Source organism: Oceanospirillum sediminis (assembly GCF_014164585.1).
In the GTDB taxonomy this organism is placed as follows: Bacteria; Pseudomonadota; Gammaproteobacteria; order Pseudomonadales; family Halomonadaceae; genus Oceanospirillum; species Oceanospirillum sediminis.
The window spans coordinates 91,037-116,570 of the sequence record NZ_JACJFM010000010.1 but is presented as its reverse complement, the minus strand read 5'-3'; the positions used below and the strand labels follow the sequence as shown (position 1 = coordinate 116,570).

23 protein-coding genes are annotated in these 25,534 nt (G+C 49.3%); 8 read left to right on the top strand and 15 right to left on the bottom strand.

Features of this window, described 5'->3' with window-relative positions:
• Positions 1-42 precede the first annotated feature (42 nt).
• The 6 genes from H4O21_RS10080 to H4O21_RS10055 all read right to left on the bottom strand — a co-directional run bounded on the left by H4O21_RS10080 (position 43) and on the right by H4O21_RS10055 (position 4,639).
• Complete coding sequence (locus tag H4O21_RS10080; protein ID WP_220495603.1) at positions 43-1,401, bottom strand: MFS transporter; 1,359 nt, start codon at positions 1,399-1,401, stop codon at positions 43-45.
• Positions 1,402-1,406: 5 nt separating this feature from the next.
• Positions 1,407-1,808 (bottom strand): (R)-mandelonitrile lyase, encoded by a 402-nt coding sequence (locus H4O21_RS10075; RefSeq protein ID WP_182808739.1) that lies wholly within the window; start codon positions 1,806-1,808, stop codon positions 1,407-1,409.
• 117 nt (positions 1,809-1,925) lie between these two features.
• A complete protein-coding gene (locus H4O21_RS10070; protein WP_220495602.1) occupies positions 1,926-3,161 on the bottom strand; it encodes an MFS transporter in 1,236 nt (411 codons plus the stop codon).
• 12 nt (positions 3,162-3,173) lie between these two features.
• Positions 3,174-3,923 carry a carboxymuconolactone decarboxylase family protein gene (locus H4O21_RS10065; protein WP_182808738.1) on the bottom strand — a complete coding sequence of 250 codons (750 nt, stop codon included), beginning with the start codon at positions 3,921-3,923 and terminating at the stop codon, positions 3,174-3,176.
• Between the two features lie 33 nt (positions 3,924-3,956).
• Positions 3,957-4,451 (bottom strand): (R)-mandelonitrile lyase, encoded by a 495-nt coding sequence (locus H4O21_RS10060; RefSeq protein WP_182808737.1) that lies wholly within the window; start codon positions 4,449-4,451, stop codon positions 3,957-3,959.
• Between the two features lie 47 nt (positions 4,452-4,498).
• Positions 4,499-4,639 (bottom strand): hypothetical protein, encoded by a 141-nt coding sequence (locus tag H4O21_RS10055; RefSeq protein ID WP_182808736.1) that lies wholly within the window; start codon positions 4,637-4,639, stop codon positions 4,499-4,501.
• A 113-nt stretch (positions 4,640-4,752) separates the two neighbouring features.
• Between H4O21_RS10055 and H4O21_RS10050 the strand changes: the two genes are divergently transcribed.
• A complete protein-coding gene (locus H4O21_RS10050; protein WP_182808735.1) occupies positions 4,753-5,646 on the top strand; it encodes a LysR family transcriptional regulator in 894 nt (297 codons plus the stop codon).
• 115 nt (positions 5,647-5,761) lie between these two features.
• On the opposite strand, the gene H4O21_RS10045 is transcribed toward H4O21_RS10050, so the two are convergent.
• The 4 genes from H4O21_RS10045 to H4O21_RS10030 all read right to left on the bottom strand — a co-directional run bounded on the left by H4O21_RS10045 (position 5,762) and on the right by H4O21_RS10030 (position 10,054).
• Complete coding sequence (locus tag H4O21_RS10045) at positions 5,762-6,766, bottom strand: alpha/beta hydrolase (protein ID WP_255487240.1); 1,005 nt, start codon at positions 6,764-6,766, stop codon at positions 5,762-5,764.
• A 187-nt stretch (positions 6,767-6,953) separates the two neighbouring features.
• Positions 6,954-7,433: a cyclophilin-like fold protein gene (locus H4O21_RS10040; RefSeq protein WP_220495601.1), complete on the bottom strand. Its 480-nt coding sequence runs from the start codon at positions 7,431-7,433 to the stop codon at positions 6,954-6,956.
• A 356-nt stretch (positions 7,434-7,789) separates the two neighbouring features.
• On the bottom strand, positions 7,790-9,727 hold the full coding sequence (locus H4O21_RS10035) for an alpha/beta fold hydrolase (RefSeq protein WP_182808733.1): 1,938 nt from the start codon (positions 9,725-9,727) through the stop codon (positions 7,790-7,792).
• 81 nt (positions 9,728-9,808) lie between these two features.
• On the bottom strand, positions 9,809-10,054 hold the full coding sequence (locus H4O21_RS10030) for a hypothetical protein (RefSeq protein WP_182808732.1): 246 nt from the start codon (positions 10,052-10,054) through the stop codon (positions 9,809-9,811).
• Positions 10,055-10,321: 267 nt separating this feature from the next.
• Between H4O21_RS10030 and H4O21_RS26190 the strand changes: the two genes are divergently transcribed.
• Positions 10,322-12,394: a methyl-accepting chemotaxis protein gene (locus tag H4O21_RS26190; protein WP_182808731.1), complete on the top strand. Its 2,073-nt coding sequence runs from the start codon at positions 10,322-10,324 to the stop codon at positions 12,392-12,394.
• A 100-nt stretch (positions 12,395-12,494) separates the two neighbouring features.
• Here the strand turns inward: H4O21_RS26190 and H4O21_RS10020 are convergent, their stop codons facing one another.
• Complete coding sequence (locus tag H4O21_RS10020; RefSeq protein ID WP_182808730.1) at positions 12,495-13,760, bottom strand: inorganic phosphate transporter; 1,266 nt, start codon at positions 13,758-13,760, stop codon at positions 12,495-12,497.
• A gap of 49 nt (positions 13,761-13,809) precedes the next feature.
• Complete coding sequence (locus H4O21_RS10015; protein ID WP_182808729.1) at positions 13,810-14,484, bottom strand: TIGR00153 family protein; 675 nt, start codon at positions 14,482-14,484, stop codon at positions 13,810-13,812.
• Between the two features lie 249 nt (positions 14,485-14,733).
• On the opposite strand from H4O21_RS10015, the gene H4O21_RS10010 reads away from it, so the two are divergent.
• Both H4O21_RS10010 and H4O21_RS10005 read left to right on the top strand, forming a co-directional pair.
• A complete protein-coding gene (locus tag H4O21_RS10010; protein WP_182808728.1) occupies positions 14,734-16,209 on the top strand; it encodes a CYTH domain-containing protein in 1,476 nt (491 codons plus the stop codon).
• A gap of 27 nt (positions 16,210-16,236) precedes the next feature.
• Positions 16,237-17,163 (top strand): ion transporter, encoded by a 927-nt coding sequence (locus tag H4O21_RS10005; protein ID WP_182808727.1) that lies wholly within the window; start codon positions 16,237-16,239, stop codon positions 17,161-17,163.
• 73 nt (positions 17,164-17,236) lie between these two features.
• On the opposite strand, the gene H4O21_RS10000 is transcribed toward H4O21_RS10005, so the two are convergent.
• Complete coding sequence (locus H4O21_RS10000) at positions 17,237-17,761, bottom strand: DUF3087 family protein (protein ID WP_182808726.1); 525 nt, start codon at positions 17,759-17,761, stop codon at positions 17,237-17,239.
• Positions 17,762-18,154: 393 nt separating this feature from the next.
• On the opposite strand from H4O21_RS10000, the gene H4O21_RS09995 reads away from it, so the two are divergent.
• Complete coding sequence (locus H4O21_RS09995; RefSeq protein WP_182808725.1) at positions 18,155-19,810, top strand: acyl CoA:acetate/3-ketoacid CoA transferase; 1,656 nt, start codon at positions 18,155-18,157, stop codon at positions 19,808-19,810.
• Between the two features lie 73 nt (positions 19,811-19,883).
• On the opposite strand, the gene H4O21_RS09990 is transcribed toward H4O21_RS09995, so the two are convergent.
• Positions 19,884-20,186 carry a hypothetical protein gene (locus H4O21_RS09990; protein WP_182808724.1) on the bottom strand — a complete coding sequence of 101 codons (303 nt, stop codon included), beginning with the start codon at positions 20,184-20,186 and terminating at the stop codon, positions 19,884-19,886.
• A gap of 186 nt (positions 20,187-20,372) precedes the next feature.
• Between H4O21_RS09990 and H4O21_RS09985 the strand changes: the two genes are divergently transcribed.
• The 3 genes from H4O21_RS09985 (at position 20,373) to H4O21_RS09975 (ending at position 23,580) form a co-directional block, all read left to right on the top strand.
• Entirely contained in the window at positions 20,373-20,939 is a 567-nt protein-coding gene (locus tag H4O21_RS09985; RefSeq protein ID WP_182808723.1) for an RNA polymerase sigma factor, read from the top strand.
• On the top strand, positions 20,918-21,628 hold the full coding sequence (locus H4O21_RS09980) for an anti-sigma factor (protein WP_182808722.1): 711 nt from the start codon (positions 20,918-20,920) through the stop codon (positions 21,626-21,628). The genes H4O21_RS09985 and H4O21_RS09980 overlap by 22 nt, the downstream gene beginning before the upstream one ends.
• A 323-nt stretch (positions 21,629-21,951) precedes the next feature.
• Positions 21,952-23,580: a methyl-accepting chemotaxis protein gene (locus H4O21_RS09975; RefSeq protein ID WP_182808721.1), complete on the top strand. Its 1,629-nt coding sequence runs from the start codon at positions 21,952-21,954 to the stop codon at positions 23,578-23,580.
• Between the two features lie 97 nt (positions 23,581-23,677).
• Here H4O21_RS09975 and H4O21_RS09970 read toward each other — a convergent pair whose 3' ends face one another.
• A complete protein-coding gene (locus H4O21_RS09970; RefSeq protein ID WP_182808720.1) occupies positions 23,678-25,321 on the bottom strand; it encodes a methyl-accepting chemotaxis protein in 1,644 nt (547 codons plus the stop codon).
• Between the last annotated feature and the right edge of the window lie 213 nt (positions 25,322-25,534).

Genomic DNA, 25,534 nt, shown 5'->3' with positions numbered 1-25,534 from the left:
GTGACAAAGTTAAAAAGCTCGAGAATATAAGAGAGGTCATGTTCAGGGCTTATCGGACTGTAGCCACAGACTGAACAGTGCTGTTACCACCGCGATGCCAGCGGCGATAATCATACTAATCGTTAAGCCGTTCATAAAACTGGAGGACTGCACCAGCAGAGCACCAAACACGGCGACGGCTAATGCTCCACCCACTTGACGACTGGCATTGAATACACCACTCGCTGTGCCCGTTAAGTTACCAGGTACACTACTGAGTAATACCGCCATGACGGGAGGGGCAATCAGAGGTCCGGCAAGCCCGACCAGAAGCATCACTGCCGATACAACCCATATCGGGGCCGACATTGGCAACCCTGCAATAGCCAACAAACCAAAGGCCATACACAACAGCCCTGTGATAATTAGCCTGCGAGCACTAAAACGCTGTACCAATCGAGAAGTGAACGGAGTGAGTATCAGACCAATCAGCATCATAGGCAGAAAGGCAAGGCCAGTAGCTGCAGGTGTCAGCCCCCGCTCCTGTTGAAAGTACAGACTCATGACAAACGGTAAACCGAAATACCCCATCATGAAAGTGAATCCCACCACCATAGAAATCCGGGAGTTACGGGACTGCAATACTGCTGGCGGCACCATAGGGTGGCCCCCACGCCGCTGCAACACCACAAAGAGGGCGAACATCACCACGGCAAATATCAGCGACACCATTGCCTGTACAGGGTGGTTGCTGATATCGATAGCCCCGTAAATCAGACAGCCCATTGCTACCATTGCAGTAAGCTGCCCCCAGCCATCAAAGGGCGTAAAGCGTGTTAATGAAGGTTGCGCACGCTTCAGTAACCACAGAGTTGCCAGTCCCGCTGGCAGGTTAATCAGGAAAATCCAGCGCCAGTTCAGGTTAACCAAAAGCCCACTGATTACCGGGCCGGAAGTTGCTGCGACCGCCCCGCCCATAGCCCATAGCGCCACTGCATGCACCTGCCTGGCCGGGTCTGCATAAGCCTGACGAATTAACGCCATAGATGATGGCATCATCACAGCCGCACCTGCCCCCTGAACAAAACGCGCCACAATCAGGCTGCCCAGATCAGGCGCAACTCCGCAGGCCAGTGACGCCAGCACGAAAATCACTACGCCCCATCCAAAGGCTCGTTTAGCACCCAGACGATCCGTGAGCGCCCCGGTAGACAGCAGCAGCGCGGCAAAAGCCAGGGTGTAACCATCTACCACCCATTGCAGACCAGTAATCGTAGCATCCATTTCGTGGCTCAGGGTCGGCAGAGCCACATTGACCACCACGGCATCCAGGGTGATAACAAAAAATCCCAGCAGAGCCGCAAGCAAAGTCGCTCTCGCTGTACTTTCCGGCACAGATTGGACGGGCGGGGTGGCAATCAAGAGTATCAGTCTCCCCGGTACTGTTCATCGGTGACCGGCTCCAGCCAGTCTACGTTCTTTCCATCCAGCATTTCGGTCACGGCGATATGGCTCATAGCTGTATCACTGGTGGCACCGTGCCAGTGCTTGTGGCCTGGCGGGCACCAGATAGTGTCACCGGCGCAGACCTCCACTCGCTCACCATGTTCACACTGAGTCCATCCTTTACCTGCAGTTACGATCAGCAACTGCCCCAGTGGATGGGTATGCCAGTTGGTACGAGCACCTGGCTCAAAAGTCACCAGTCCGGCAGTGACCCGTGATGGCTCTTCCGCCTGCAGATGGATAGGGTCAATACGGACACGTCCGGTAAACCATTCTGTTGGTCCTGCTATAGAAGAACGAGAACCGTTCTTGTGATGAATCATGCTAGTTCTCCTTAGTTAAAGGTCATTACAACATTGATGCCAGTAAAGATTTCATACATGAGCCTGGCTGCCACGGCCCTGGTGCGCTTGTCCACGATGGCAGCATTTCGAGTCAATTCAGTTTTTCTCGGCGCGTGCAGTCATAAATACCAGTATTGCGGATACCAGTAGCAGGCAAGCACTGGCGGTAAAGGTCGTTTGATAACCTGATACATCAAACAAAACACCTCCCAGGGTAGAACCTAAGGCAATGGCGAGCTGAATCACCGCCACCATTAATCCTCCACCGGCTTCTGCTTCCATAGGAAAGGTGCGCGGTATCCAGGCCCACCAACCAACAGGCGCGGCAGTAGCAACCAGCCCCCAAAGAGCCAGCAGCACCACTACCGCGGTAACCCAGCTACCAAAAGATATCAGCGCCACAGCGATAATTGCCATCAGCACAGGAATGACAAGCAGGGTCTGGTAGAACCCAAACGCCAATGCTCTGTTAATCAGCAGAGTGCCGATACAGCCCGTCACGCCAATGAGCAACAGTGTCAGTGAAAGGGTGGCTACCTCCACTCGGGTCACGCTTTCCAGAAATGGGCGCACATAGGTATAAAGTGTGAATTGCCCCATGAAGAAGGTCGCAATTGCCAGCATGCCGATCAGCACTACTGGCCTGCGCAAGGGCATGAATACCTTGAAAGCTCGGGCAAAACCGCTATCACTCTTTTCTGTCGACGTTTCTACCGGCAGCGATGGTAAGCTGCCCCATTGCCAGATAAACGTGATGGCAGCCACTGGTACCAGGCAGAAAAAAGCACCACGCCAGCCGATGATAGAGCCCAGATACGCTCCCAGTGGCGCGGCCAGCACCATGGCTAGTGCATTCCCGGCATTCAGGATCGCCAACGCTTTGGGCACTTGTACCAGTGGCACCAGACGCATGGTCACGGCGGCAGACAGTGACCAGAAACCTCCAATTACCACCCCGATCAGTCCACGGCCAATCATGTAGGTGAAGTAATCCTGTGCTAACGCCACTACAGCACCAGAAAGCCCCATCACCACCGTTAGCCCAAGCAGTAAAGTCTTGCGGTTCATATTCCCGGCCAGCACTGAGATGAACAGGCTGGTCAACACCGCAGAAGCCCCGGATATAGCAATACCTTGCCCTGCTATGCCTTCACTCACACGTAAGGCATTGGCTATAGGTGTCAGTAAGCTGACCGGCATGAACTCCGATGCAATCAGCGTGAAGACACACAGGGTCATGGCAAAGACACCACTCCAGTGCTCCTGCTCGCCCTGGGGAAGGACATGATCTGCATGCTCTACTGGCAAGCCAGTGGTTGTGCTTTCACTCATAGGAACTACCGTTTATGGGCTTAATGTCTGTTTCAGAGCCACACGAGTACGTTCAGCTTCTTCCGGGCCGACCTGTTTTTCCAGCACGCTTATGAGTTGTTGCAGGTGCGTAGCGCTAATACCTGTGTTCATAGCGATCCCGATATGGGCTTTTAATTGTGGCTCGGCTCCGGGCAGAGCCGATAGCATGGCCAGAGTAGCAAGTTCCCGGTTTTGCCAGCTGAGATTGTCCCGTGCAAAAATATCGCCGAACAAGTGGGTTTTCAGGTATTCATCTGCTGCTGGAGCGAAGTCAAATAGCGGGCCTTTCACGGGCCTTCCCACCAGTTTTGTCTGGTTGGCGGTTCCTTGCTCCAGTAGTGCTTCGCCTTTGGGGATGGGCGCACTGGGCGTTTTTCCTTCCTTATCCTTAATACCCTGTGCGCGGCGCTCTTCTACCACTGTCATCAGGGTGTTCAGAGCATTAAGGCTGCGAGGAAAGCCTGCATAGGCATAAAGCTGTACCAGTACTTCCTTACCATCATTAATGGTCAAACCGGCATCAAGTCCTTTGTTCAGCGCTGCTTTTAATGCGGTCAGGTCACCGGCAGCCGCCAATGCGGCAATGGGGACGATTGCTTCCTGGCGAAGACTGAGTATCTGTTCCTGATTCACATTACTGGTGACTGGTGTACCCGTTTCAATAGCCTGCCCCCATGCCTGAGACAGGGTGCTACTGAGGGTGAGAGCCAGTAGTGAAGAGACAAGATGTTTTGACTTCATGTTCGTATCCTGTTGTTGGGTTATGTGACTCGATTAGTGGCTGTGATACTGCTCATCGCTCACTTTTTCCATCCAGCTGACATTCTTGCCTTCTTCATCCTGTCCGGTTACCACCAGATGAGTCATTGCCGTTTTTTTGGCGGCACCGTGCCAATGCTTAACGCCTGGCGGACACCAAACCACATCACCGGCTTTGATTTGCTGGATGGGTTTACCCCATTCCTGGGTCAGGCCTACCCCCTGGGTCACGATGATGTGCTGACCTCTGGGATGAGTATGCCAGGCCGAGCGAGCACCCGGCTCAAAGGTGACATAAGCACCCGATGCATTGATGGCATTGGTGCCAGGGAACAAGGGATCAATACGCGCAGCACCAGTAAAGAGCTGTTCCGGACCCGCTATGGAAGCCTGGGAGCCAGCCACAGAAATTCTCTGTTCCGGGGAAGGATTTTCTTCACTGGCAAACGCAAAGGGCGTAATAAAGACTGTCACGGCACACAGCAATGTTTTCAGAGAAGGGACGCTCATTATGTTCTCCTTGTTATCCGTCTATAGCACGATGAACCACTGATGCTTTATTCATCGGTGACGATCTCAGTAGTCGTGCTCTGATGATTCATGGTCACACAATAAGCCTGAGAACCACTATCAACAACCGGTCTGAATTCATTGAGTTCATGAACAAAATTAATGGATAATAAGAGATGAGCAGCCATTAGCTGATATTAACCAGTGATTGATCTTAAAAATTCATTAATCTAATCAGTGAGAGCCTGCTATATTTTTAGCAGCCACGGTATCTGAACACAGAGGGTGAGGATGTTTGAGTATGCGAGAAGAGCTAAGCGATCTGGCCCTGTTTATGACTGTTGCTGAGGAAAAAAGCTTTACCCAGGCAGCGACACAGCTGGGCTTGTCGCAATCTGCTGTCAGCCATGCGATACGACGACTGGAAGCTAGTGTGGGCATCAAATTGCTCAACCGCACATCACGGCGGGTATCCACGACCGATGCAGGAGAAAAATTGCTGGCCGCTTTACGACCGGGGCTGGGGATGATCAACACACGAATTGAAGAGCTGCGCTTATTAGGTGATACGCCGCGGGGTCTGGTCAGAATCGCGACGAGTAAACCCGCGCTGCGTACCATTCTCTGGCCCAAATTGTCCCGGATTATTAGTGACTATCCGGAAATCCAGATCGAGTTGAACCTGGAGAGCAGGCTCACTGATCTGGCAGAAGATCGCTTTGATGCAGGCGTAAGACTCAGGGAATTCGTCAGCCCGGACATGATAGCCGTCAAAATTGGCCCCCCTATTCGTCTGGCTGCAGTGGCCTCTCCCCAATACTTCCAGCAGCACGGTATTCCTGAACATCCCGATGATCTGGACAACCACGCCTGTTTAGCATTACGTTTCCATGCCCATGCCTCTATTTATGACTGGGAGTTTGAAAAAGACGGTGAAGAACTCGTCAAAAAAGTCTCCGGCCCCTTTATTTTCAGTGAAAGTGATATTGCGATTGAAGCGGCTAAAGCAGGCCACGGCATTGCCTTTGTCACTGAAACGGAAGTAATAGATAACATCGAAAACGGCTCCCTGAGACGGGTGTTATCCGATTGGTGTCCACCCTTTGATGGCTACTATCTCTGCTATTCAGGCCGACGAAACCTTAGCTCCGCCTTTAGATTAGTGATTGATCGACTCAGGTACGAGCAGGCATAACAAAATAGTTCTTAAAAGAATACGTACCAGAGACGATGTTCATTATATTGAGCCATAAAAGCCCCCTGACGCAATGGATTAAAAGCTTTCAGGGGGATTGTCAGCGCGTTAAATATTACAGATGTTGACGGAAGAAACCGGTCATCTTATCAAACGGAATGATATCCACCTGATCATACAGATCGGTATGATTGGCTCCTTCAATAATCATCAGCTCTTTCGGCTCACTGGCTTCAGCATAAGCGGTTTCACTGAAGTAACGAGAGTGCGCTTTTTCACCGTGCACCAACAGAATAGGGCGTGGAGCAATATCACTGATATAACTCAGTAACGGCATATTCATAAACGACAGGGGATTGGTTACGGTCCAGGCGCTATTGGAGTTAATTGCCCGAGGGTGGAAACCCCGAGCTTTCGATTTATAGTAATCCGCATACTCAACCACAAACTGAGGTTCCCCACCTTGCAGCTCCAGAGAAACCGGACCTGAAGCGGGTTTGCCTTGCTCTGCATCAAGCCAGCGTTGCTGGTTCAGTTGCTCCAGTCCCTGCTGGCGCTGTTCTTTGGTCGTGCTGTCATTGTAACCTTTCGCCATCACGCGACTCATGTCGTACATGGTGCTGGCAACCACCGCTTTAATACGGGTATCAACTGCGGCAGCATTCAGTGCCATTCCGCCCCAGCCGCAAATACCGATGATACCTATACGGTCACGATCTACCTCCGGCAGCAGCCCCAGGCAATCAACGGCTGCGCTGAAGTCTTCAGTATTGATATCCGGTGAGGATACATGGCGGGGTTCACCACCACTTTCACCTGTATAAGATGGATCAAAGGCCAGTGCTACAAAGCCCTGTTCGGCCATAGTCTGAGCATACAAACCGGAGACCTGTTCCTTAACAGCACCATAAGGGCCGCTCAGAGCGATAGCCGGTGACTTATCAGCCCTGTCTTTTGGCAGATACAGATCCGCGACCAGGGTAATGCCGTAGCGGTTGTTAAAAGTGACTTTTCGATGATCCACTTTATCGCTTTTGGCAAAGGTTTTATCCCACTCATTATTGGGTTGCGACTGGGTTTGGGCTAAAGCGGAAGAGGGTAGACTGGATCCGATACTCATAACGGCGATTCCTGCTCCTGTAATTTTAAGTAGGTTGCGGCGCTCAATATCAGGACTGTCCTGATATTGCTGATCCTGGTTTTGATGATGTGGATTGGCGTGCTGTGTCATAGGGACTCCCGAGGGGATAAGTCAGTAAAAGTCGATGGCGAAAAATACAGGTATGAGCTGTCGGATAACCGATCTGTTATTTAATCTGCTCAATGCGGGCATGTTTGTTACCGGAGAAGCTCAAATGCTCTGCCCCTTGAGTGATTTTTCCCAGGTTGATCAGTCCCCGAGAATAGCTGAAATCCCGGTAGAAAATAGCCAGGTTGCCCCAGGGGGCGTAGTAGGTGATATCACCTGGGCCAGGATCGAATCCGTTTGGAGCACCTGCTGTAGACAGTTTTACAGGTAGATCCGTTACTTTTTCTGTTAAGGCATAGTCGCTTAACTCGATGTCCAAAGGTAACAGTGCAATAAAGTCACGACTGGTCGCATTATTCTCCAGTTGAGCCAGTATGATCTGATCACCCAACGCTATTTGAATGTGGTACATGGAATTAATCTCCTGAGCCTTAATATCTGAAGATGCGGCATATGTAGCCTGTGAATAAACAGAAAGCAGCAGGATCAGCAAGATGCCCTGCAGAGCAGGAAAAGTATTGAAGATTGACAGCAGCATTCTGACTTCCTCTGGAAAGTAACAACCATCCTGAACTGATACAGGGGCTGAATCACATACTGCAAGCATCCCCAGAATCAGGATGAATATTAAGGGCTGGAATTGAGGGCAACAATCAGATCAGGTTCATTGCAACCATGAATCAAATTAATCAATAATCACACAACAAGATTTATAATCACTAAAACATTGATTATTATGAATAATAATTCATTGATAAACTATAACTGGAAGGTTGCTTTACACCACACAGGCTGGGATACATGAAATGGCGAGCGAGAAAACATCGGGTTGCTAACAGGATTCAAGCCAGCTGACGTTGTAGATAGCCTGAATCCAGTATGATCTGAAGTCTGTTATTCAGGCGTATTCTGATACGCCGGTGGCTCATCCTGCAAAAAATCATTCACGGCATCAAGGAATTCAGCCAGCAGAGTCTGACTGACGACAAAAATATGGCCGATATTTTTCTCAATCGTCCGGTTCAATCCTCCCCGGCTCATCTGCTGGTTATCGGCTTTACGCCCCCAGCGCTCACTGCTTTTACACGAACCGACCGGTGCGATAGGATCTCGTTGCCCACGATAGTCAAACAGCGCCAGATCCGCACTGTTTAACACATCCATATTCACTGGCTGTCCATCAAGCTCTGGACAACTGGATGACAAACAGTAACGCCCTCGCCAGATCTCATTATCCAGAAAGACCCGCTGAATCCATTCCTGATGGGCACGAGCAGGGAAACGCGTACCATTATGCAGCCAGTGCAGAAAAGGTGCTGCCTCCTGTACCGCTCCCGGATAATGAGCCCGTCCATAAAAACCTTCCGCCACACTCTGGCTGACACCAGGCTGAATAGCATGCATACCCAGCTCCAGCGTTTGCGGGGGCACATTGGAGTGACCAAAGAAACGTTGCATCACATCGGCATCATACTGCTGTCTGATCACATCACGCATCGGCTTGTGGCCGCTGTCATCATCATCAAACAATACCGGAGTGGTCATCAGCACCACCTGACGAATACGCACATCTCTGCCTGTCAGTCGGGCTTCTTCAATACGACGGGCCAGATAAGGCATAAACAGAGTACCACCCATGCAGTAGGCCATCACATTAATGTCCTGCTCAGGATGACGCTGTAAAATCAGATCCAGGTAAGTGTCGTGCACCTGTTTGCCATAAAAATCCAGCCCCAGCTTACTCTGGTCTGGACCAGGGTTACCATAATCCACCAGATAGAGGTCATATCCCTGCTTCAGCATACCCTCTATCACAGATTTTCCCGGTGCCAGATCAAAGATTTCACAACGGTTAATCATAGGACTGGCCAGGTAAAGCGTTTTACCGTTAGCCGCCACACCATCCGGCCCTGGATAGTATCGTAACCTCACAGAATGCAATTCCGAACCCGGCACGGTTTGCCATTGACAGGCACCCAGTCTGGCATGAGGTGAGGTGAGCGCATAACGAGGCACATCAAAGGCATCATATTCCAGTAAAGTCAGCAGACGATCGGCACAGGCTTGCAGATAATCCTCATCACTTTCCCGCCATTGTCCATCAGGCAGAGCTTTACGATAAGGCAAACGTCTGGTGTCACTGAACGTTTTACCAGCAATCACCTGCAGCAAGGAGCGCAACAGGTTTTTCATCGCGCCTAAGCGAGTCTGCCCCTTACTGTGATACTGCCACTCCAGTTGTTGAAAACCCTGCAACTGTGCCAGCAACCATAACCGACCGGGTAACTGCTCGCAGGCCCAGCGACACATCGCCGGATTAAAAGCCATATTCTGAGAGACTGCGCCCTCTGAAAAGGTTTTATCCAACTCCTGAGCCTGCAAAACACAACTGAAGCGCTCTCCCCCAGGCACAGAGTAACGGGATACCGGGGGCGGCTGAGTTAAACGCGCGACCAGATCCTTCAGCCGCTGGGCATAACGCGTTTCAATTCTCTGATTATCCTGTGCTATCAGGTCAGGATTTCGTCCCTCTGCAACCGCTTGCTCACTCATCTCTGTCAGAGGCTTTAACCAGGCAGTAAACAGCTCATCCGTAACACCAAAGGGACGAAAGAACTGCCCCTGAAGCCGGGACCAGGCAATCGCCTGTTTTAAGCAGAGGCCATTAAAGTCGCTGAGCCAGTTATGGGTATCTCTGCGCTGAGAAGGGTTATCCGCACTGCTTACCCCTGATACCATTTCCAGAAAATCAGCATCAAACTCAGGCCAGGCAAAAACAGCCTGCGAATTAAATGACATCATAGGGTTAAGCGTATTAAAGGGAGTCAACATAGTCCTTCTCCTGACCTCTTATTCTGACAAATAGACGTCGATATCTGATGCCTGTTTTAATGTCCGCTACACCAGCAAAAATCAGTGATCAAAGGCCTTAGCGGCCGCTTCCAGTTTGTCATGGTGCTGTTTGTGGGGCACTTTATCCGTTAACAGCTGCTGGTAGACTTGCTCCAGATGATGTTTTTTGTCGCTGTCATCACCGGACAACGCATTAATCTGATCATTGATGGCCCAGACACGAATTTTCTTCATCAGGAACAGGTGAAAGACAATTCCACTGATCGACACGATAAAGATAATCACCAGTTGTAACCATAAAGGCATAACACTTCTCTCCTGAAAGACTCTATTCCAGAAGCTATTTTATATCAGCTTACTGCTAACAGCATCGGCTAATACTGCGCTACAGCAAACACCGGAGAATGCAGCTGAAAATATTCATACACATATCCAGCATACTGTACGGATGTGACGCTTTGATATTTACACTTTGTCACACAAAGGGTCGCTTTTCGCACCGGGCTGAAATATTAGTGCAAACAGAGTCTCCGATAATTTTTTATTTTGGTATATACCACTGAGGATTTTATCGTGGGGCGTTCAATTAAAACCCGGCTTATTCTCTGGATCGGTGTGCTGATGCTACTGGTACTGGCCGTTCAGCTGATCATTGGCCTGCACTATGCAGATCAGTCCCGTCAGCTGGTGGCTGAGCAGGCCAGTGACCTGATCACTCAGGAAGTCCGGGAAAGCCTTCAGCAGAGGGCAGGCATGGAAGCCGGTAAAATTCATAAAATACTGAATGAAGCCTTGCAGGTCAGTCACGGCCTGGCAACGACAGCCGCCCAGATTAAGCCTGAACGAGCCTGGGAAGATCCTGTACTTGAACTGGACCGCCTTCAGTTTATTGGCATGCTCAGAGGAGCCTTACAGAGCCATTCCGGTTTTCTGTCGGTTTACTCCGGCTGGGAGAGCAATGCATTTGATGATGCAGATGATGACAATCTGCTCAACCGTGTCACAGGCTCTGCAGAAGATGGCCGCTTTGTGCCTTTCTGGAGCCGAAGCGCCAAAGGTCATATGGAGATGACGCCGATGCGCTCTCACACCAGCACCGAACGCTTTGCCGACGGAACCCGAAAAGCAGAGTTTTATCTGTGCCCGAAAGAACAGAAACAAAGCTGTTTGCTGGAACCTCAGACCTTCCAGGTTCAGGGCAGGGATCAACTGCTGTCATCGGTCGTCACGCCGGTAATGCATAAAGATGAGTTTCTGGGCATGACAGGGGTCGATCTGTCTCTGAACTTTATCCAACAGCAGGCAGAAGCCATCAGCCAGAGCCTGTACAACGGCCAGGCTGAAGTCAGAATTTTCAGCCAGAAAGGCATTACTCTTGGCGACAGTCATCGACCAGAGAGTGCAGGAAAAAAACGGACTGCAGACGGTATTCCTGCCAGCTATCTGGCCGTCAGCGTACCTATTCACCTTCAAGGCCTGAGTAACCAGTGGACATTGCAGATACAGGTACCAGAAGCTCTGGTACTGAATGATCTGGTCCGGTTACAGAATAATCTGGCAGACATTCAGGAAGAATCCCGTATCAGCCAGCTGATTATTGGCCCGGTACTGGCCCTGATTACACTACTTATTGCCGCCTGGGTAATTCATCGTCGCCTGATGCCTCTGAATCAGATTCAGAGCATGCTGCAGGAAGTGGCTCAGGGGGGAGGCAATCTGACTCACCGGCTGGATATCGCCAGCCATGATGAAATTGGTCAGGTCGCGGGCTTCTTTAATCAGTTTGTGGAACAACTGCAAACCCTGGTCAGCAGCGTACAGCGTTCCGGGGTACGGGTGCAGGATTCTGCTCAGCAGGGTGCCAGTCTGTCCAGCCAGATGAACCAGCAGCTGGCTGTACAACAGCAGGAAATCAGCCAGATATCCGCCTCAATTGAACAGCTGTCTCAGTCTTCTCATCTGATTGCGGATAATATGAAACAGCTGACCGAAAGTGCAGGTCAAGCGAATACTCAGGTCGCTCAGGCACAGAAGGTGATGCTGCAAGTGGACATCGAATTAAACAGCATGGCCAGCGAAATTGCTCTGGCTTGCGATAAATCGGAACAACTGGCTCAGCATGGTCAGGAGATCCACCAGATTCTGGACACGATACGGGCTATTGCGGAACAGACCAATCTGCTGGCGTTGAATGCTGCCATTGAAGCCGCGCGGGCCGGAGAGCAAGGACGAGGTTTTGCTGTAGTAGCGGATGAAGTCCGGGGGCTGGCACAAAAAACGCAGTCCGCTACCGGAGAGATCGATCAGGTGATTGAACAACTGCTCAGTAGCATCCAGCAGATTGCTACCGCAAATCGCCAGAGCGGAGAACAAACGCAAACCGTCGTGCACAATGCCGAACAGACCCGACAGGCACTGGATCTGGCAGCAGATCAGATCAATCGGATGGATCAGCGCTGTCAGCAGGTATTCCTGGCCGTCGACGAGCAACAGCAGGCATCGGATCACCTGGTGCGTTCGGTAAACAGTGTTAACGAAGTGGCTTCAGAGCTACTGGAAGGGGCTGATATCAGTCAGCAGCAAAGTCAGGATCTGACTGATCTGGCACTGGAGCTGAATCGCAAAACCTGTCGTTTTGTCGTATAAGCCGTACAAAAATGGCTAAATAACAGGGACAGAAACCAAAAGCCTGAACGAAAAATGGCGGCCAAAGCCGCCATTTTCTGCAGTAAAAGCATTTCAGAAATTAACTGAAGATACCTTTCAGCATAAAGAAGAAGAAGATCGACAGTGCCGCACCGGCTGGCAGAGTGATAATCCAGGACATAAAGATTGTTTTCACAATATTCATGTTCAGTGCTGCAATACCACGTGCCAGACCAACACCCAGAACAGCACCCACCAGAGTGTGAGTGGTAGAAATCGGCAGACCTGTTCCTGAAGCAATAACAACCGTTGTCGCTGCAGCCAGAGTCGCGGCAAAACCACGGCTTGGCGTCAGCTCAGTAATGTTAGTACCGACAGTCGCAATCACTTTGTGTCCATACATCACCAGACCAGCAACAATACCACCGGCACCCAGTAGCAACACCCAGCCAGGCATCACAGACTTGCTGGCAATTTCGCCACCAGACTGAACAACCCCCACAACCGCAGCCAGAGGACCTACGGCATTCGCTACATCGTTAGAACCGTGAGCAAACGCCATTGCACAGGCGGTAAACATCATAAGTACGCCGAACACTTTCTCAACACTGGAGAAGTGAAATTCTTTATCGGCCTGCTCATCACGCTTAATGTTCTTCAGCAGCATGACACCAATGGCCATGACCACAGCGCCCAGCACCAGAGACCACAGGGTTGCCTGAACATAGCTCAGGTGCAGCCCCACGTGTTTCAGACCTTTCAGCAGAGTCACCATGGCGATCACAAAGCCCACCATGAACATATAGTAGGGCACATAACGCTTGGCATTGGCAAACGGATCATCTTTCTCAAGGATCAGGCTCTGCACACTGCGGAACAGGATAAAGGCGATGGTGCCAGCTAAGAGAGGGGATACTACCCAACTGGCAGCAATTTTACCCACCTTCCCCCAGGCCACAGCATCAACCGAAATACCTACGGCAGCAAAACCGACAATCGCGCCAACAATCGAATGCGTGGTCGATACCGGCCAGCCAAAATGCGTTGCGACCAACAACCAGATACCCGCTGCCAGCAAAGAAGCCAGCATACCGTACACCAGAAGTTCCGGCGTACCGGACATCAGCGCCGGATCAATAATACCTTTACGGATAGTCGCCGTTACTTCACCACCGGCCAGATAAGCTCCGGCAAATTCAAACAGGATGGCAATAACAATCGCCTGCTTGATGGTAATCGCTTTAGAACCAACCGAGGTTCCCATCGCATTGGCTACGTCGTTTGCACCCACACCCCATGCCATAAAAAAGCCGAAGACACAGGCCAGAATAATAAAGACGTTGGCGTACTCAAGAATAATTTCCATAAATGAACCACTACAGTATTACGTTATATCGCTAGTTATCAGGAAGTTCTTATTTCGCCAGCAGGATCTGCAGACGACTACCCACGCGCTCCGCGCGGTCTGACAGATCACCAATCCAATCGATGATTTTATACATGAACATCACATCTACCGGAGGCAACTCACTCTCCAGTCGGAACAATTTGGCGCGAATCTGAACCTGCAGCTTATCGGCTTCATGCTCAGACTGATCAATCTTCTGAATAAGGCCTTTTACCAGATCAGATTCATGGCGGCCAAACCCGGTCTCAATCAGTTCATCAATTTCACTCATGGCTGTTTTGGCCTGTTCAGACGCAGAGACTGCCTTCTGTACATAAGCCACCATATCTTCAGCCAGCTCAGAGGGAATTTTCATTTGACGCCCCAGCATAATGCCAGCGATATCTTTGGTCTTGTTAGCGATTTTGTCCTGAACGGTCAGAAGTTCCAGCAGATCGGAACGAGGCACCGGCATGAACAGGCTTTCAGGCAAGTTAGCGCGAATTTTGGCTTTAATATCATCCGCTTCATTTTCGAGCCCGGATATTTTCTGTTGCAGTTTTTCGGCTTCCTGCCAATCTTCTGCCAGTACGGCTGAAAAGAAAGGAATCAATTGCTCAGCACAGTCATATGATTTAGACATATGTTCCTGCATCGGGCCGAACGGCGAGCGCCCGAAAAGCTTGGAGAAAGCATTACTCATGGTTTTCACCCTGGGGTCTTAAATATGGTGCGAAAGTATAAAAGCAGAGACTTTCATTGTCATAAAAACTTCCGCGTTTTGTCATATTTTATTGATCTGCATGTCACGAAAAGTTGATAGTGCAGTTTATATGACAGAAAGGTTTCACTTTTATGACAAAAGTGTCTTTTTTATCTGCTTTTTGGAATCTGGCAGGCACAGTAAAATAGCCTGAATCGACTTTTTAACTTACTGACTACTGAGGATGTCATGGCGAAGGAAATAGAACTGAAACTGGCTATTCCAGCTCAGGCCGGAGAACTGCTGAAGCAACACAAAGTACTGCAGCAGGCACATAGCTATGACAGCAAAAATCTGAGGAACATCTATTTTGATACCGATGATCTGGCGCTGAATAAGGCAAAGATCGCACTGCGGGTGCGTAAGGCAGGTGATCGCTATATACAGACACTGAAAACCAGTGGCAGCGGATCAGGCGGCCTGCATCAGAGAGGAGAGTGGGAGTGGCCAGTCAAAGGCCCTCGCCTTGAACTGGACAAAATTGATCCGGCATTATGGCCAGAGCAACTGGACACCCATAATCTGGCTGAGCGCATCAAACCAGTTTTCGAGACGAATTTTACTCGTAAAAAATGGCTGCTGAGTGTCAGCCATGAGCACCTTAGCGCCGAGATTGAACTGGTGCAGGATCTGGGAGCGGCTATCGCAGGCCAGCAGCAGGATCCGATCAGTGAAATCGAACTGGAACTGATCTCCGGCGATACCGATCTGTTATTTAAAGTGGCCCATGATCTGAGCAATGAGCTGCCTCTGGTCATCAGTAATATCAGCAAAGCCGTACGGGGCTTTCGTCTGATACAACCAGAGAAAAACTACACTCGTCAGCCTCCCATCGCCGGTTTCGATGATATAAAAGGTCTGATCAAAGCTGCTCAGCATGAACTGGATCATTTCGTACTGGTACGGGATCAGCTGGCCTTTGATCGTAACTGGGCGCACCTGGAAAGCCTGTATGAATCTCTCAGGCAGCTGCGCTGGTGTTGCTATCATCTGAAAAGACAACGTTTACCACAATCAATGTATCTGCCTTCGGTGCTGACCTATAAGCTCAGAATGCTGAACTATGCTCTGGAGCATATGGTTAACGCCTATCGCCAGTATCAGACCTGGCAACGCCTGGAACAGTGCCCGAATGAAGTCCGTCAGCAGGCTGATTTTGCGGTACTGAATACCAGCTATCACAACCTGATGATGGAGCCATGGGCCGGGCAGACATTACTGGAAATTATGCAGTGGCTCTATATGCTGGACACAGAATTAGCAGAACAAGCCCCACAACTGAATCACTTCTACGATACCGAAGACTTGTTCCAGAATCTGTTATCCAGAGTCAACCTGCCACAGCATCCAACAAATAAAGTTCAGTGGCTGAACCAGTTTGGCCCTCTGTTACATCTGGTTCGCTGGATCAATTATCAGCCGGATATGTCTTCATTAGGCGTGCGCCACCTGGTACATGAATCCAACGATCTGCTGAATACTATTACCGAGCTGGGAGGACTGATGTCTGAAGAATTATCACTAAGATACCTGCATGAAGAAGGGCGTTTGACCCGCCCAGAACTACTAAAACGCAATGAAGAAGATCAGTATATGAAAGTTCTCGATTTAGGGCGTCAGGCATTAAGCTTCAATAGCCTGCAACAGAACCTGCTGACCATCTGAAGATAAAGGGGATTCAGGTACTGAGTTATGGCAACCTCTGATTCTGTTGAACGCTCAGGCCATAAGGCCTGGCTGTATCACATTATTTTTGAAGCTAACACGCCGCTGGCAAAAGCATTCGATATTGCACTGATTCTGAGCATTCTGGCCAGTGTTACTCTGGTCATGCTGGATAGCGTGCAATCGGTACATGAGCAGTGGCATCGAGAGCTCTATATTGCAGAATGGATATTCACTATCTTCTTTACTATTGAATATCTGCTAAGACTTTACTGTATCGGTAAACCTGTGCGCTATGCGACCAGTTTCTTTGGCATTATTGATCTGCTCTGCATCATTCCGACCTACCTGAGTCTGTTTGTAGCGGGGACCCAGGTGATGCTGGTCGTCCGTCTGATACGCGTATTAAGAATCTTCAGAATTCTTAAGTTATTTCACTACGTCGGAGAAGCGACAGCTCTGGCCAGAGCTCTGCAGGCCAGCCGCAGAAAAATTACTGTTTTTCTGATCACGGTACTGACAATGGTTACTGTCTTCGGCTCTCTGATGTATGTCATCGAAGGTCCGGAACATGGCTTTACCAGTATCCCGCGCAGTATCTACTGGGCTGTTGTCACACTGACAACCGTCGGATACGGCGATATCACCCCACAGACCAATATCGGTCAGATGTTATCGGCCATGGTGATGATCATGGGATACGCCGTTATTGCAGTACCTACCGGAATTGTAACGGTTGAATTATCTCAGACCATGAAGCGACATATGACGCTGACCTGTGTCGGCTGTGGGCAAGAAGATCATGATGCCGATGCCGATTACTGCAAATACTGTGGTACTCAATTGTCACGCCGGGATGGTAAAAGGCGCCAGGTGATACCCAGACCTCTGCCAGACTTACAGCACTCAACCGTCCAGAAGGATGAAGAGCCACCATCGGGTAAAAGTGGATAAAGAAGCTATATGAACCTGCTCCGAAGCTGTTTTACCGGATGGGAACAGCTTCGGGCAACGCTTCGTCAAATGTTTATTTGCCTGCCAGTTTCGCAGTACTTTCAATCAATTCCGGCTGCATATCCGGTAACGACTGTGTCTTTATATGCTCTGGAACAGATGCCAGAAAACTGTCCTGCTCTTGTTCCAGTTCCTTATAGCCGTATTCATTGCTTTCCAGATGATATACCTGTAGCAGTCCCTGATAATAAAAGCGCAAAATAATCCAGGCCGTCTCATGCTCTTCTTGAGACAGCTGCTTGATATGATGCATGCGGTTAGTAATACGTGCCAGCATTCTTTTCAGACGAAAGACGTACAACAAATCGGTTAATCTGGGATCATTACGAAAAAAGGAGAAAACCAGGCTGGTAACCAGTATACCGACAATAACACCGGCCAGATTCAGATAAAAATTGCCCCCTTCCGGGTTCCCCATAGTGTGCACCAGCACCTGTCCGCTGATCATAGCACTGGATGCAAAACAGATAATCAGCACAATGCTGACCATACGGCTTAATTTCAGGTACTGATCCTTATTAACGTCTTGTAATTGCATATCCACCTCATTGTTTGCAGAGCATCGTATTTTAGCGACTCAGACAGATAACAGGTACGGAAATTCCCACTTTGTTTTATCTGTCTCAACAGGAAGTTTCTGGCGGATCTATGAGCGTCATTAAGTGTCTGGATATCTGGAATCCAGCTAAAGCCAGACACGAAAATTGTCTTATTTTTCAGACAAACTTGTTTTATCAGTATAACAGACCAAATATAACTCTTTGTTTTACATTGATTAATAACCAATGGCCCGGAATTTGTTTAATGACTGCCATACTGATAAACAGATATATCTGTTAACGATAAGTGATTTTCCGATCCGAATAATAACAGGCAGACATATGACTCTGCCCTGTAATCCGATCAGAATAACAACAATGAGAGTACTGTTATGGATAAACTGATCACTGCAGAGCAGGCGGCCAGTCTGATTGATGATAACTGCACCCTGGCCACAGGAGGGTTTATCGGCATAGGCTTTGCCGAACAGCTGGCATGCGCCATTGAACAACGATTTCTGGATACTGGACATCCTGCAGGGATATCACTGGTCTATGCTGCAGGTCAGGGGGATGCCTGTGAGCGGGGACTGAATCACTTTGCCCACCGGGGCATGATCCGCAAAGTGCTGGGAGGCCACTGGGGACTGGCTCCTCGCCTTGGGCAGATGGCTCTGAATAATGAAATTGAAGGCTACAATCTGCCCCAGGGCATTATCTGTCATCTGTTCAGGGAAATTGCTGCGGGACGTCCGGGTGTACTCTCACAGGTTGGCCTGCACACCTTTGTTGATCCACGACAGGAAGGCGGCCGCATTAACGATATTAGCCAGGAAGATCATGTACGCCTGATGCCTTTCAATGGCGAAGACCATCTGTTTTACAAAAGCTTCCCGATTGATGTTGCGCTGCTGAGAGGCACAACGGCAGACAGAGATGGCAATATATCGATGGAGCGGGAAGCTCTGCCTCTGGAAGTTCTGGCCATTGCCCAGGCAGTCAGAAACAGCGGAGGAAAAGTGCTGGTTCAGGTTGAACGCCTGACCGACCAGCACCAGCTGACTCCTGATCGGGTACGTATTCCGGGTATTCTGGTCGATCATGTGATTCTGGCGGATCAGAGTCAGCACCCACAAACCTTTGCGGAACAATACAACCCGTCCTACACAGGGGAAATCAGGCAACCCAGAGCGCAGGTTCAGAGTAGCGAGCTGAATATCCGCAAAGTGATCGGTCGTCGGGCATTGATGGAACTGAAAAAAAATGGTGTGGTTAATCTGGGTATCGGCATGCCGGAGATGGTCGCTCAGGTAGCAGCTGAAGAAGGCTTACTGGATAGTTTTACTTTGAGCGTTGAACCCGGAGGCATTGGAGGCCAGCCAGCCAGCGGTCTGAGCTTCGGGGCCGTCAGTAATGCCGATGCTATTATAGATCAGCCTTCTCAGTTCGACTTCTATGATGGCGGCGGATTGGATCAGGCTTTCCTGGGACTGGCAGAAACCTGCCCTGAAGGTCATGTCAATGTCAGCCGCTTTGGCACTAAACTGGCCGGAGCAGGTGGTTTTATTAATATCACCCAGAGTACCCGTGAAGTCTTCTTCCTGGGAACCTTTACTTCGGGCAAACAACAACTGAACATCTGTGACGGCATGCTAAAAGTTGAGCAGAATGGCGCACAAAAAAAATTCTGCAATCAGGTTCAGCAAATTACATTTAATGGCCAATATGCCGTTACCAGACAACAGAAAGTAACCTTTATCACTGAACGTGCAGTATTTCGCTTAACAGAGCAAGGCCTCTGCCTGACAGAAATTGCTCCGGGAGTGGACCTGGAACGGGATATTCTACAGCAGATGGACTTCCGGCCAGACATTTCACCGGATCTGTGTGAAATGGATAGCAGAATTTTTCAGAGCGGACCGATGAATATTCGTTATCCGGGCAGTACACCGGTAAAGCAACTGCGCTCGATGCTGAAACAGGTGACCCGGCATCGAGCACCATCAAGTGCGATTGAAGCAGAGACACAAGCCCCTATCGCCAGTTAGATGATCTCTGGCAACAAAGAGAATGACGACTGCCCCTGAATCCGGTTACATGCACCGGGTTCAGACAACAGGATCAGTGGCGGGTATCACTTTTCTCTGGCTGCGTCGTCATCAGCTGTGTTACATATTCGGCACGGCTGCTGCTATTGATTCCTCTTTCCCTTTCGTTGCACCAGATAATCAGAGATTCCACATCTACAGGCACTTTATTAACGACAATACCTTTTTCTGCAAAAGTAATGATCATCTCTTCCGTTTTTTCAGCCCATTCCTGCCAGCTGTTTTCCAGCATATCCGCATCGTCTGCGACATCAATAAAACGCTGCCATTGCTCTTCTTTAATCCAGCAGATACCAGCCTGGTGTTGTAAAGCCATCTTTATCTATCCTGTTATATCATTTATAGCTCATACGAATATAACTCACACTAACATATCGTTACCTGATTTGCAGTCAATCAGAGTATGGTACAGCGTCAGAAATGTGAGCTTGTTCAGGATAACATGCTGAAACAATCTGTTTTTTGCGGATACAATAGTGCCAGCCTTCTGGATGGACCTAATATGAAATTTACTGATTCAGATCAGCAGGAACTGCGACAGCTCCTGCTGCAATGCACAGAAAAAGATGCCCGTGCGCTGAAGAAGCTGTATCAGCGCACGTCGTCGCATCTGTATGCCGTTGTGCTGCGTATCTTAAAAAATGAGAGCCATGCTGAGGATTGCCTTCAGCAGGTATTTATTAAGATATGGAATAATGCGGGACAGTATAATGCTGATATTGCCCGCCCCATGACATGGTTAAGTACTATCGCACGCAATCAGTCTCTGGACTGGTTACGCCGTTACAAGAATGACCAGTTAAATGATGGAGATGAGGTACTGACCGAGATGTCAGATACCCGTCAGGATACCGATAGTATCGCTCAGCAATGGCAGGCATCCGGTGAAGTACATCGCTGTCTGGCCACTCTGAATAAAGATCAGCGCCAGTGTATTGAGCTGGCTTATTTTGACGGATACAGTCATCAGGAATTATCTGACCGGCTGATGGAACCGCTTGGCACGGTAAAAACATGGATTCGTCGTGGGCTTGAGAGGTTAAAGTCATGCATGAATCAATCGATCTGACCGATCCGGAACAGCGCAACCAGGCTGCGGCTGAGTATGTGCTGGGCACGTTATCAACCAGAGATAAAGCGGCTTTTGAGGCCCTGCTGGCTTTTAGTCCTGATTTACAGCAGGAAGTCAGTCAGTGGCGAGAACATCTGCAGACACTCAATGACAGTCTGCCCCCGATCTCGCCCCCCAGGCGAATCTGGCAAGCTATTGAACAGGAGATTCATCCCAGGCGATGGTTCGAAAGCCTGAAACTCTGGCAGCTGACGACCGCAGTATCGTTCTCATTTATGCTGGCTCTGGGCAGTGCTCTGGTTCTGCAGAAGCCGGCAATGGAAAACAGTAGTGCTGATTATGTCTACGTGGTAAACAGCAGTGAGCAAAAACCTGCCTGGCTGGTGAATACCAGTATGGATCGCAGTAATGTGATGGTACAAACCGTTCAACCACCAGAGCTGGATTCAGGCCTGGTGTGTAAACTCTGGCTTAAAGTGAACGGCGAGTACGTTATGTTGGGTACCCTGCCTCACGAAGGGCTGGGTAAATACACGGTACCATCCCGGTATCGCCAGAAACTGGTTCAGGCTGAAGTGCTTGTATCCATTGAACCTATGCGTGGCAAAGATGACCCGGACAACATGGGACCTGTAGTTGACCGGGGTAACTTTATGCCAATGGAAGGTTCAACACGCCGCTTCTGATCTGCTAATGATCTGTCCCCAACATCAAGATGATGACGTCGGGAGGTGTCTGCCACAGACACCTCCTGTCAGAATTGGTTTTACAACGCCCTGCGTTGGCGCATTAACAGAAGCATGAAACCTGATCTCTGTCAGCAGATTGTCATCTCTCCCCGGTAAAACCTGTAACCTGATACCTTAATTACCAGACAGTTCGTGTATTCACTGATACACTATCTCATCTGGCAATGATGGAGTGCCATTATGATATAAGGGATTATCAGACCTTCGAATCTCCCTGTATCCGGCATCAATGTTCTGGTTTATCTTGCTGAGGGAGAGTTATGAATCTGCAGGATTTTACCGTAAAGGCACGCCTTTACTTTCTTATCGCCCTGGCCGTCATAGCGATGGCTATACTCGAAATTTTCTCTTTACAGTCCCATAAAAATGCCCTGTATGAAGACTCCAGAGAAAAAGTCAAAGTGCTGGTTGAAGCCGCACAAACGATGGTTCAGGGAATAGCACAGCAAGTCAGGGATGGCGAATTGACAGAGGCTGAAGGGAAACAACAGGCTATCCGATCTCTGCAGGCAATGCGCTACTCTGATGGCGAATACTTTTTTGTTCTGGATTACAACACCGTCACAATTGCTCATGGCGCTAATCCGGCTCTGGCAGGTAAAGACCTTTCTGATAAAACCACAGAAGATGGTGTACCGGTTTTCCGCCAGATGGCCCAGATGGGCAAGCAGGGTAAATCAGGTGGTTTTTTCACTTACAAATGGCCTAAAGCGGGTTATAAAGACCCCAAAGAAAAAATTTCATACGTTCAGGTCTTTTCTGAATGGGGCTGGGTGATTGGCTCCGGGGACTATGTGTTTGAGATTGAAGAAACCTTCTGGGAAGGCGTAACGACAACCCTGGTAAAACTGGCCGTTGTGCTGATCATTATGGTGCTGGTTGCACTTACCATTGCACGTTCTATCCTGACGCCACTGGAAAAAGTCGCACGAGTCATGGATCAGGCCTCAAACGGTGATCTCAGAGTCAGAGTAGACATGAAAGGCAAGGATGAACTGAGCCAGATGTCCCACTCTGTAGATCATACTCTGCAGGTATTTCAGGATCTGGTTTTCCTGTTAACCAGTTCAGCCAACCAGTTGCAAGGCGCTGCAGAAGAGCTGGCTGCTACAGCCGAGCAAACCAGTAACGGTATTCGAAGGCAGTCAGAGGAAACGGATCTGTTATCAGCCGCCATGAACGAAATGTCAGCAACGGTTCAGGAAGTCGCCAGAAATGCCAGCGCCAGTGCGGAGGCAACCCAGGCTGCAGATGCTGAAGCAGACGAAGGCAACCATGAAGTAGAAGATACGGTCCATAAAATCGCTCAGCTGAGTGATGAAGTGGAAGAGGCTTCCAGAGTTATTCAGACCCTGGAAAAAGATACCGATGAAATTGGCAGTGTGTTAGAAGTCATTCAGGGTATTTCAGAACAGACTAATCTTCTGGCTCTGAATGCTGCGATTGAAGCGGCCAGGGCTGGTGAAAGCGGACGAGGATTTGCAGTCGTCGCAGATGAAGTCCGTCAACTGGCACAACGTACTCAGGACTCCACAATGGAGATCCGCAGTATGAACGAGCGCTTGCAAACCGGCGCCCGTAATGCTGTTGAAGTAATGGAACGCAGTCGCAAACGGGCAGAAGAATCGGTGCAGGCTGCCACTAATGCGGGTCGCGAGCTGAGTATGATTGTACAGCAGATGGATCAGATCCGGGATATGACAGACCAGGTCGCTACAGCCACAGAGGAACAAAGTGCGGTAGCGGAAGAGATGAACCGCAACCTGATTAATATTGTCAATGTATCCGAAGAAACCGCAGCAGGCTCGGATCAGGTCGCAGCCAGCAGTGAAGAGCTCGCTCAGTTGGCCATTCAGTTACAACAGAATATTGCTCGCTTTAAATGCTGATATTCTGATCATTTTCTGTAAATAATGATATCTGACCGATAAAAGAAAACCGCTCCTTAAAGAGCGGTTTTCGGTCAGTAGCAACAGAGGTTTCCGGTCAGATACGGAACTGTCCAACCAGATTATGCAGGCTGTCAGCCTGTCCTGCCAGCTCATCACTGGATTGATTAACCTGCTGGATTGCCTGTGCTGAAGTCTGGGACAGATCCACAATATTCACCACATTGCGGTTAATCTCTTCAGCCACCAGAGACTGCTCTTCTGCTGCACTGGCAATCATATCGTTCATCCCCCGAATAGATTCTACGGCTTGCAGGATAGAGTCCAGAGAAACACCGGCCTGCTGTGCAATCTCAATCGTTTCCTGAGTCGATTTCATACTGGCATCCATAGAACGTACTGCATCCTGCGCAGCACTCTGCAGCTTTTCAATCATCGCCTGAATCTCATCCGTACTTTCCTGAGTACGCTGGGCCAGAGTACGGACTTCGTCAGCAACAACAGCAAATCCTCTGCCCTGCTCACCAGCGCGGGCTGCTTCAATGGCCGCATTCAGAGCCAGCAGATTGGTCTGCTCCGCCACCCCCCGAATCACTTCCAGTACAGAACCAATATTTTCACTATCGGAATGCAGACGCTGGATTACCTGAGCAGAACCGGACACCTGATCACTGAGCTTGTTAATCGCTGTGATAGTTTTTTCAACCTGTGCTTTACCCTGCTTTGCTTCCTGGTCGGCCTGAGTCGCACCCTCCGCTGCTCTTCCAGCGTTCTGTGCCACCTCGTGTACCGTCGCTGACATCTGTTGGACAGCCGTGGCTACCTGATCTGTCTCTTTAGCCTGAAGCTCTGTACTTCTGTGCCCTTCTTCAGTGATGGCTGACAAGCGTTCTGCAGAACCAGATACTGAAGACGATGCCGTGTTAACCTGACCGATCACACCATGCACTTTTTCTACAAAGCCATTGAAATAGCGGGTCAGGCGGGTAATTTCATCTTCTCCTGCGACAGGAAGGCGTTTGGTCAGATCACCATTACCTTCACTGATATCTTTCAGGGCCGAGACTGTTTCTTCCAGAGGACGGGTAATACTACGAGCCAGTACCCAGGCAATGCTCAGCATAACCAGGATGATTACTGCAGCAAATGTCAGATTAGTAATCACTTTGTTCCAGAAGACCATCTCAATATCATCAATATAGAAGCCAGATCCAATCGCCCAGTTCCAGTTTTTATAAGCGATGATCATGCCCATTTTTTCAACGGGAACATCACTACCAGGCCTTGGCCAGTAAAATTCAGCATAGGTTTTACCATGACTACGAAGATCACCGGGCAGATCATCAAAAATCCGATTGCCCAGTTTGTCGTTAAAAACTGAACCGTTTTTACCTGCCAGAGAGGCTTTAATCGGATGCATAAGATAAATACCAGAGGTATCCATCACCCAGAAATAATCCTGATTATCCTGACCATAACGCATATGACGAATAACATTCAGCGCTTGCTGTTTAGCCTGCTCCACCGTCATCCGGCCATCCTGAACTTCCTGATCCAGTCCATCCAGCATCTCAATGACAGTATGAATAATGTTATTCAGCTCATTCTTCTTCTGCTCCCTGAAACTGTCCTTCTCCTGCGTCATCATGATAAACATGAGTACAGCCATACAGATAAAGGCTATTACCTGCATAAACCAGATACGGTACTGTATTCTGAATTGACGAAATAAAGCTTCCATCCGCTAATCACCTGCTATTGTCGTTTCCGGGAAGAAATAAAGCTCAATAAGAATAAGCTTATTACCAGGCTGCGCATAATTCATTAGCATAAACAAATAATCAAGCAAAAACAGCGTCATGACATACCGGGAAAAGTATTTCGAGTTTTTATATTCCTGCACGTTGCTGTGCCTCATCTGTCTATACTGAAAAAACCATGAGCTTTCAGAGAC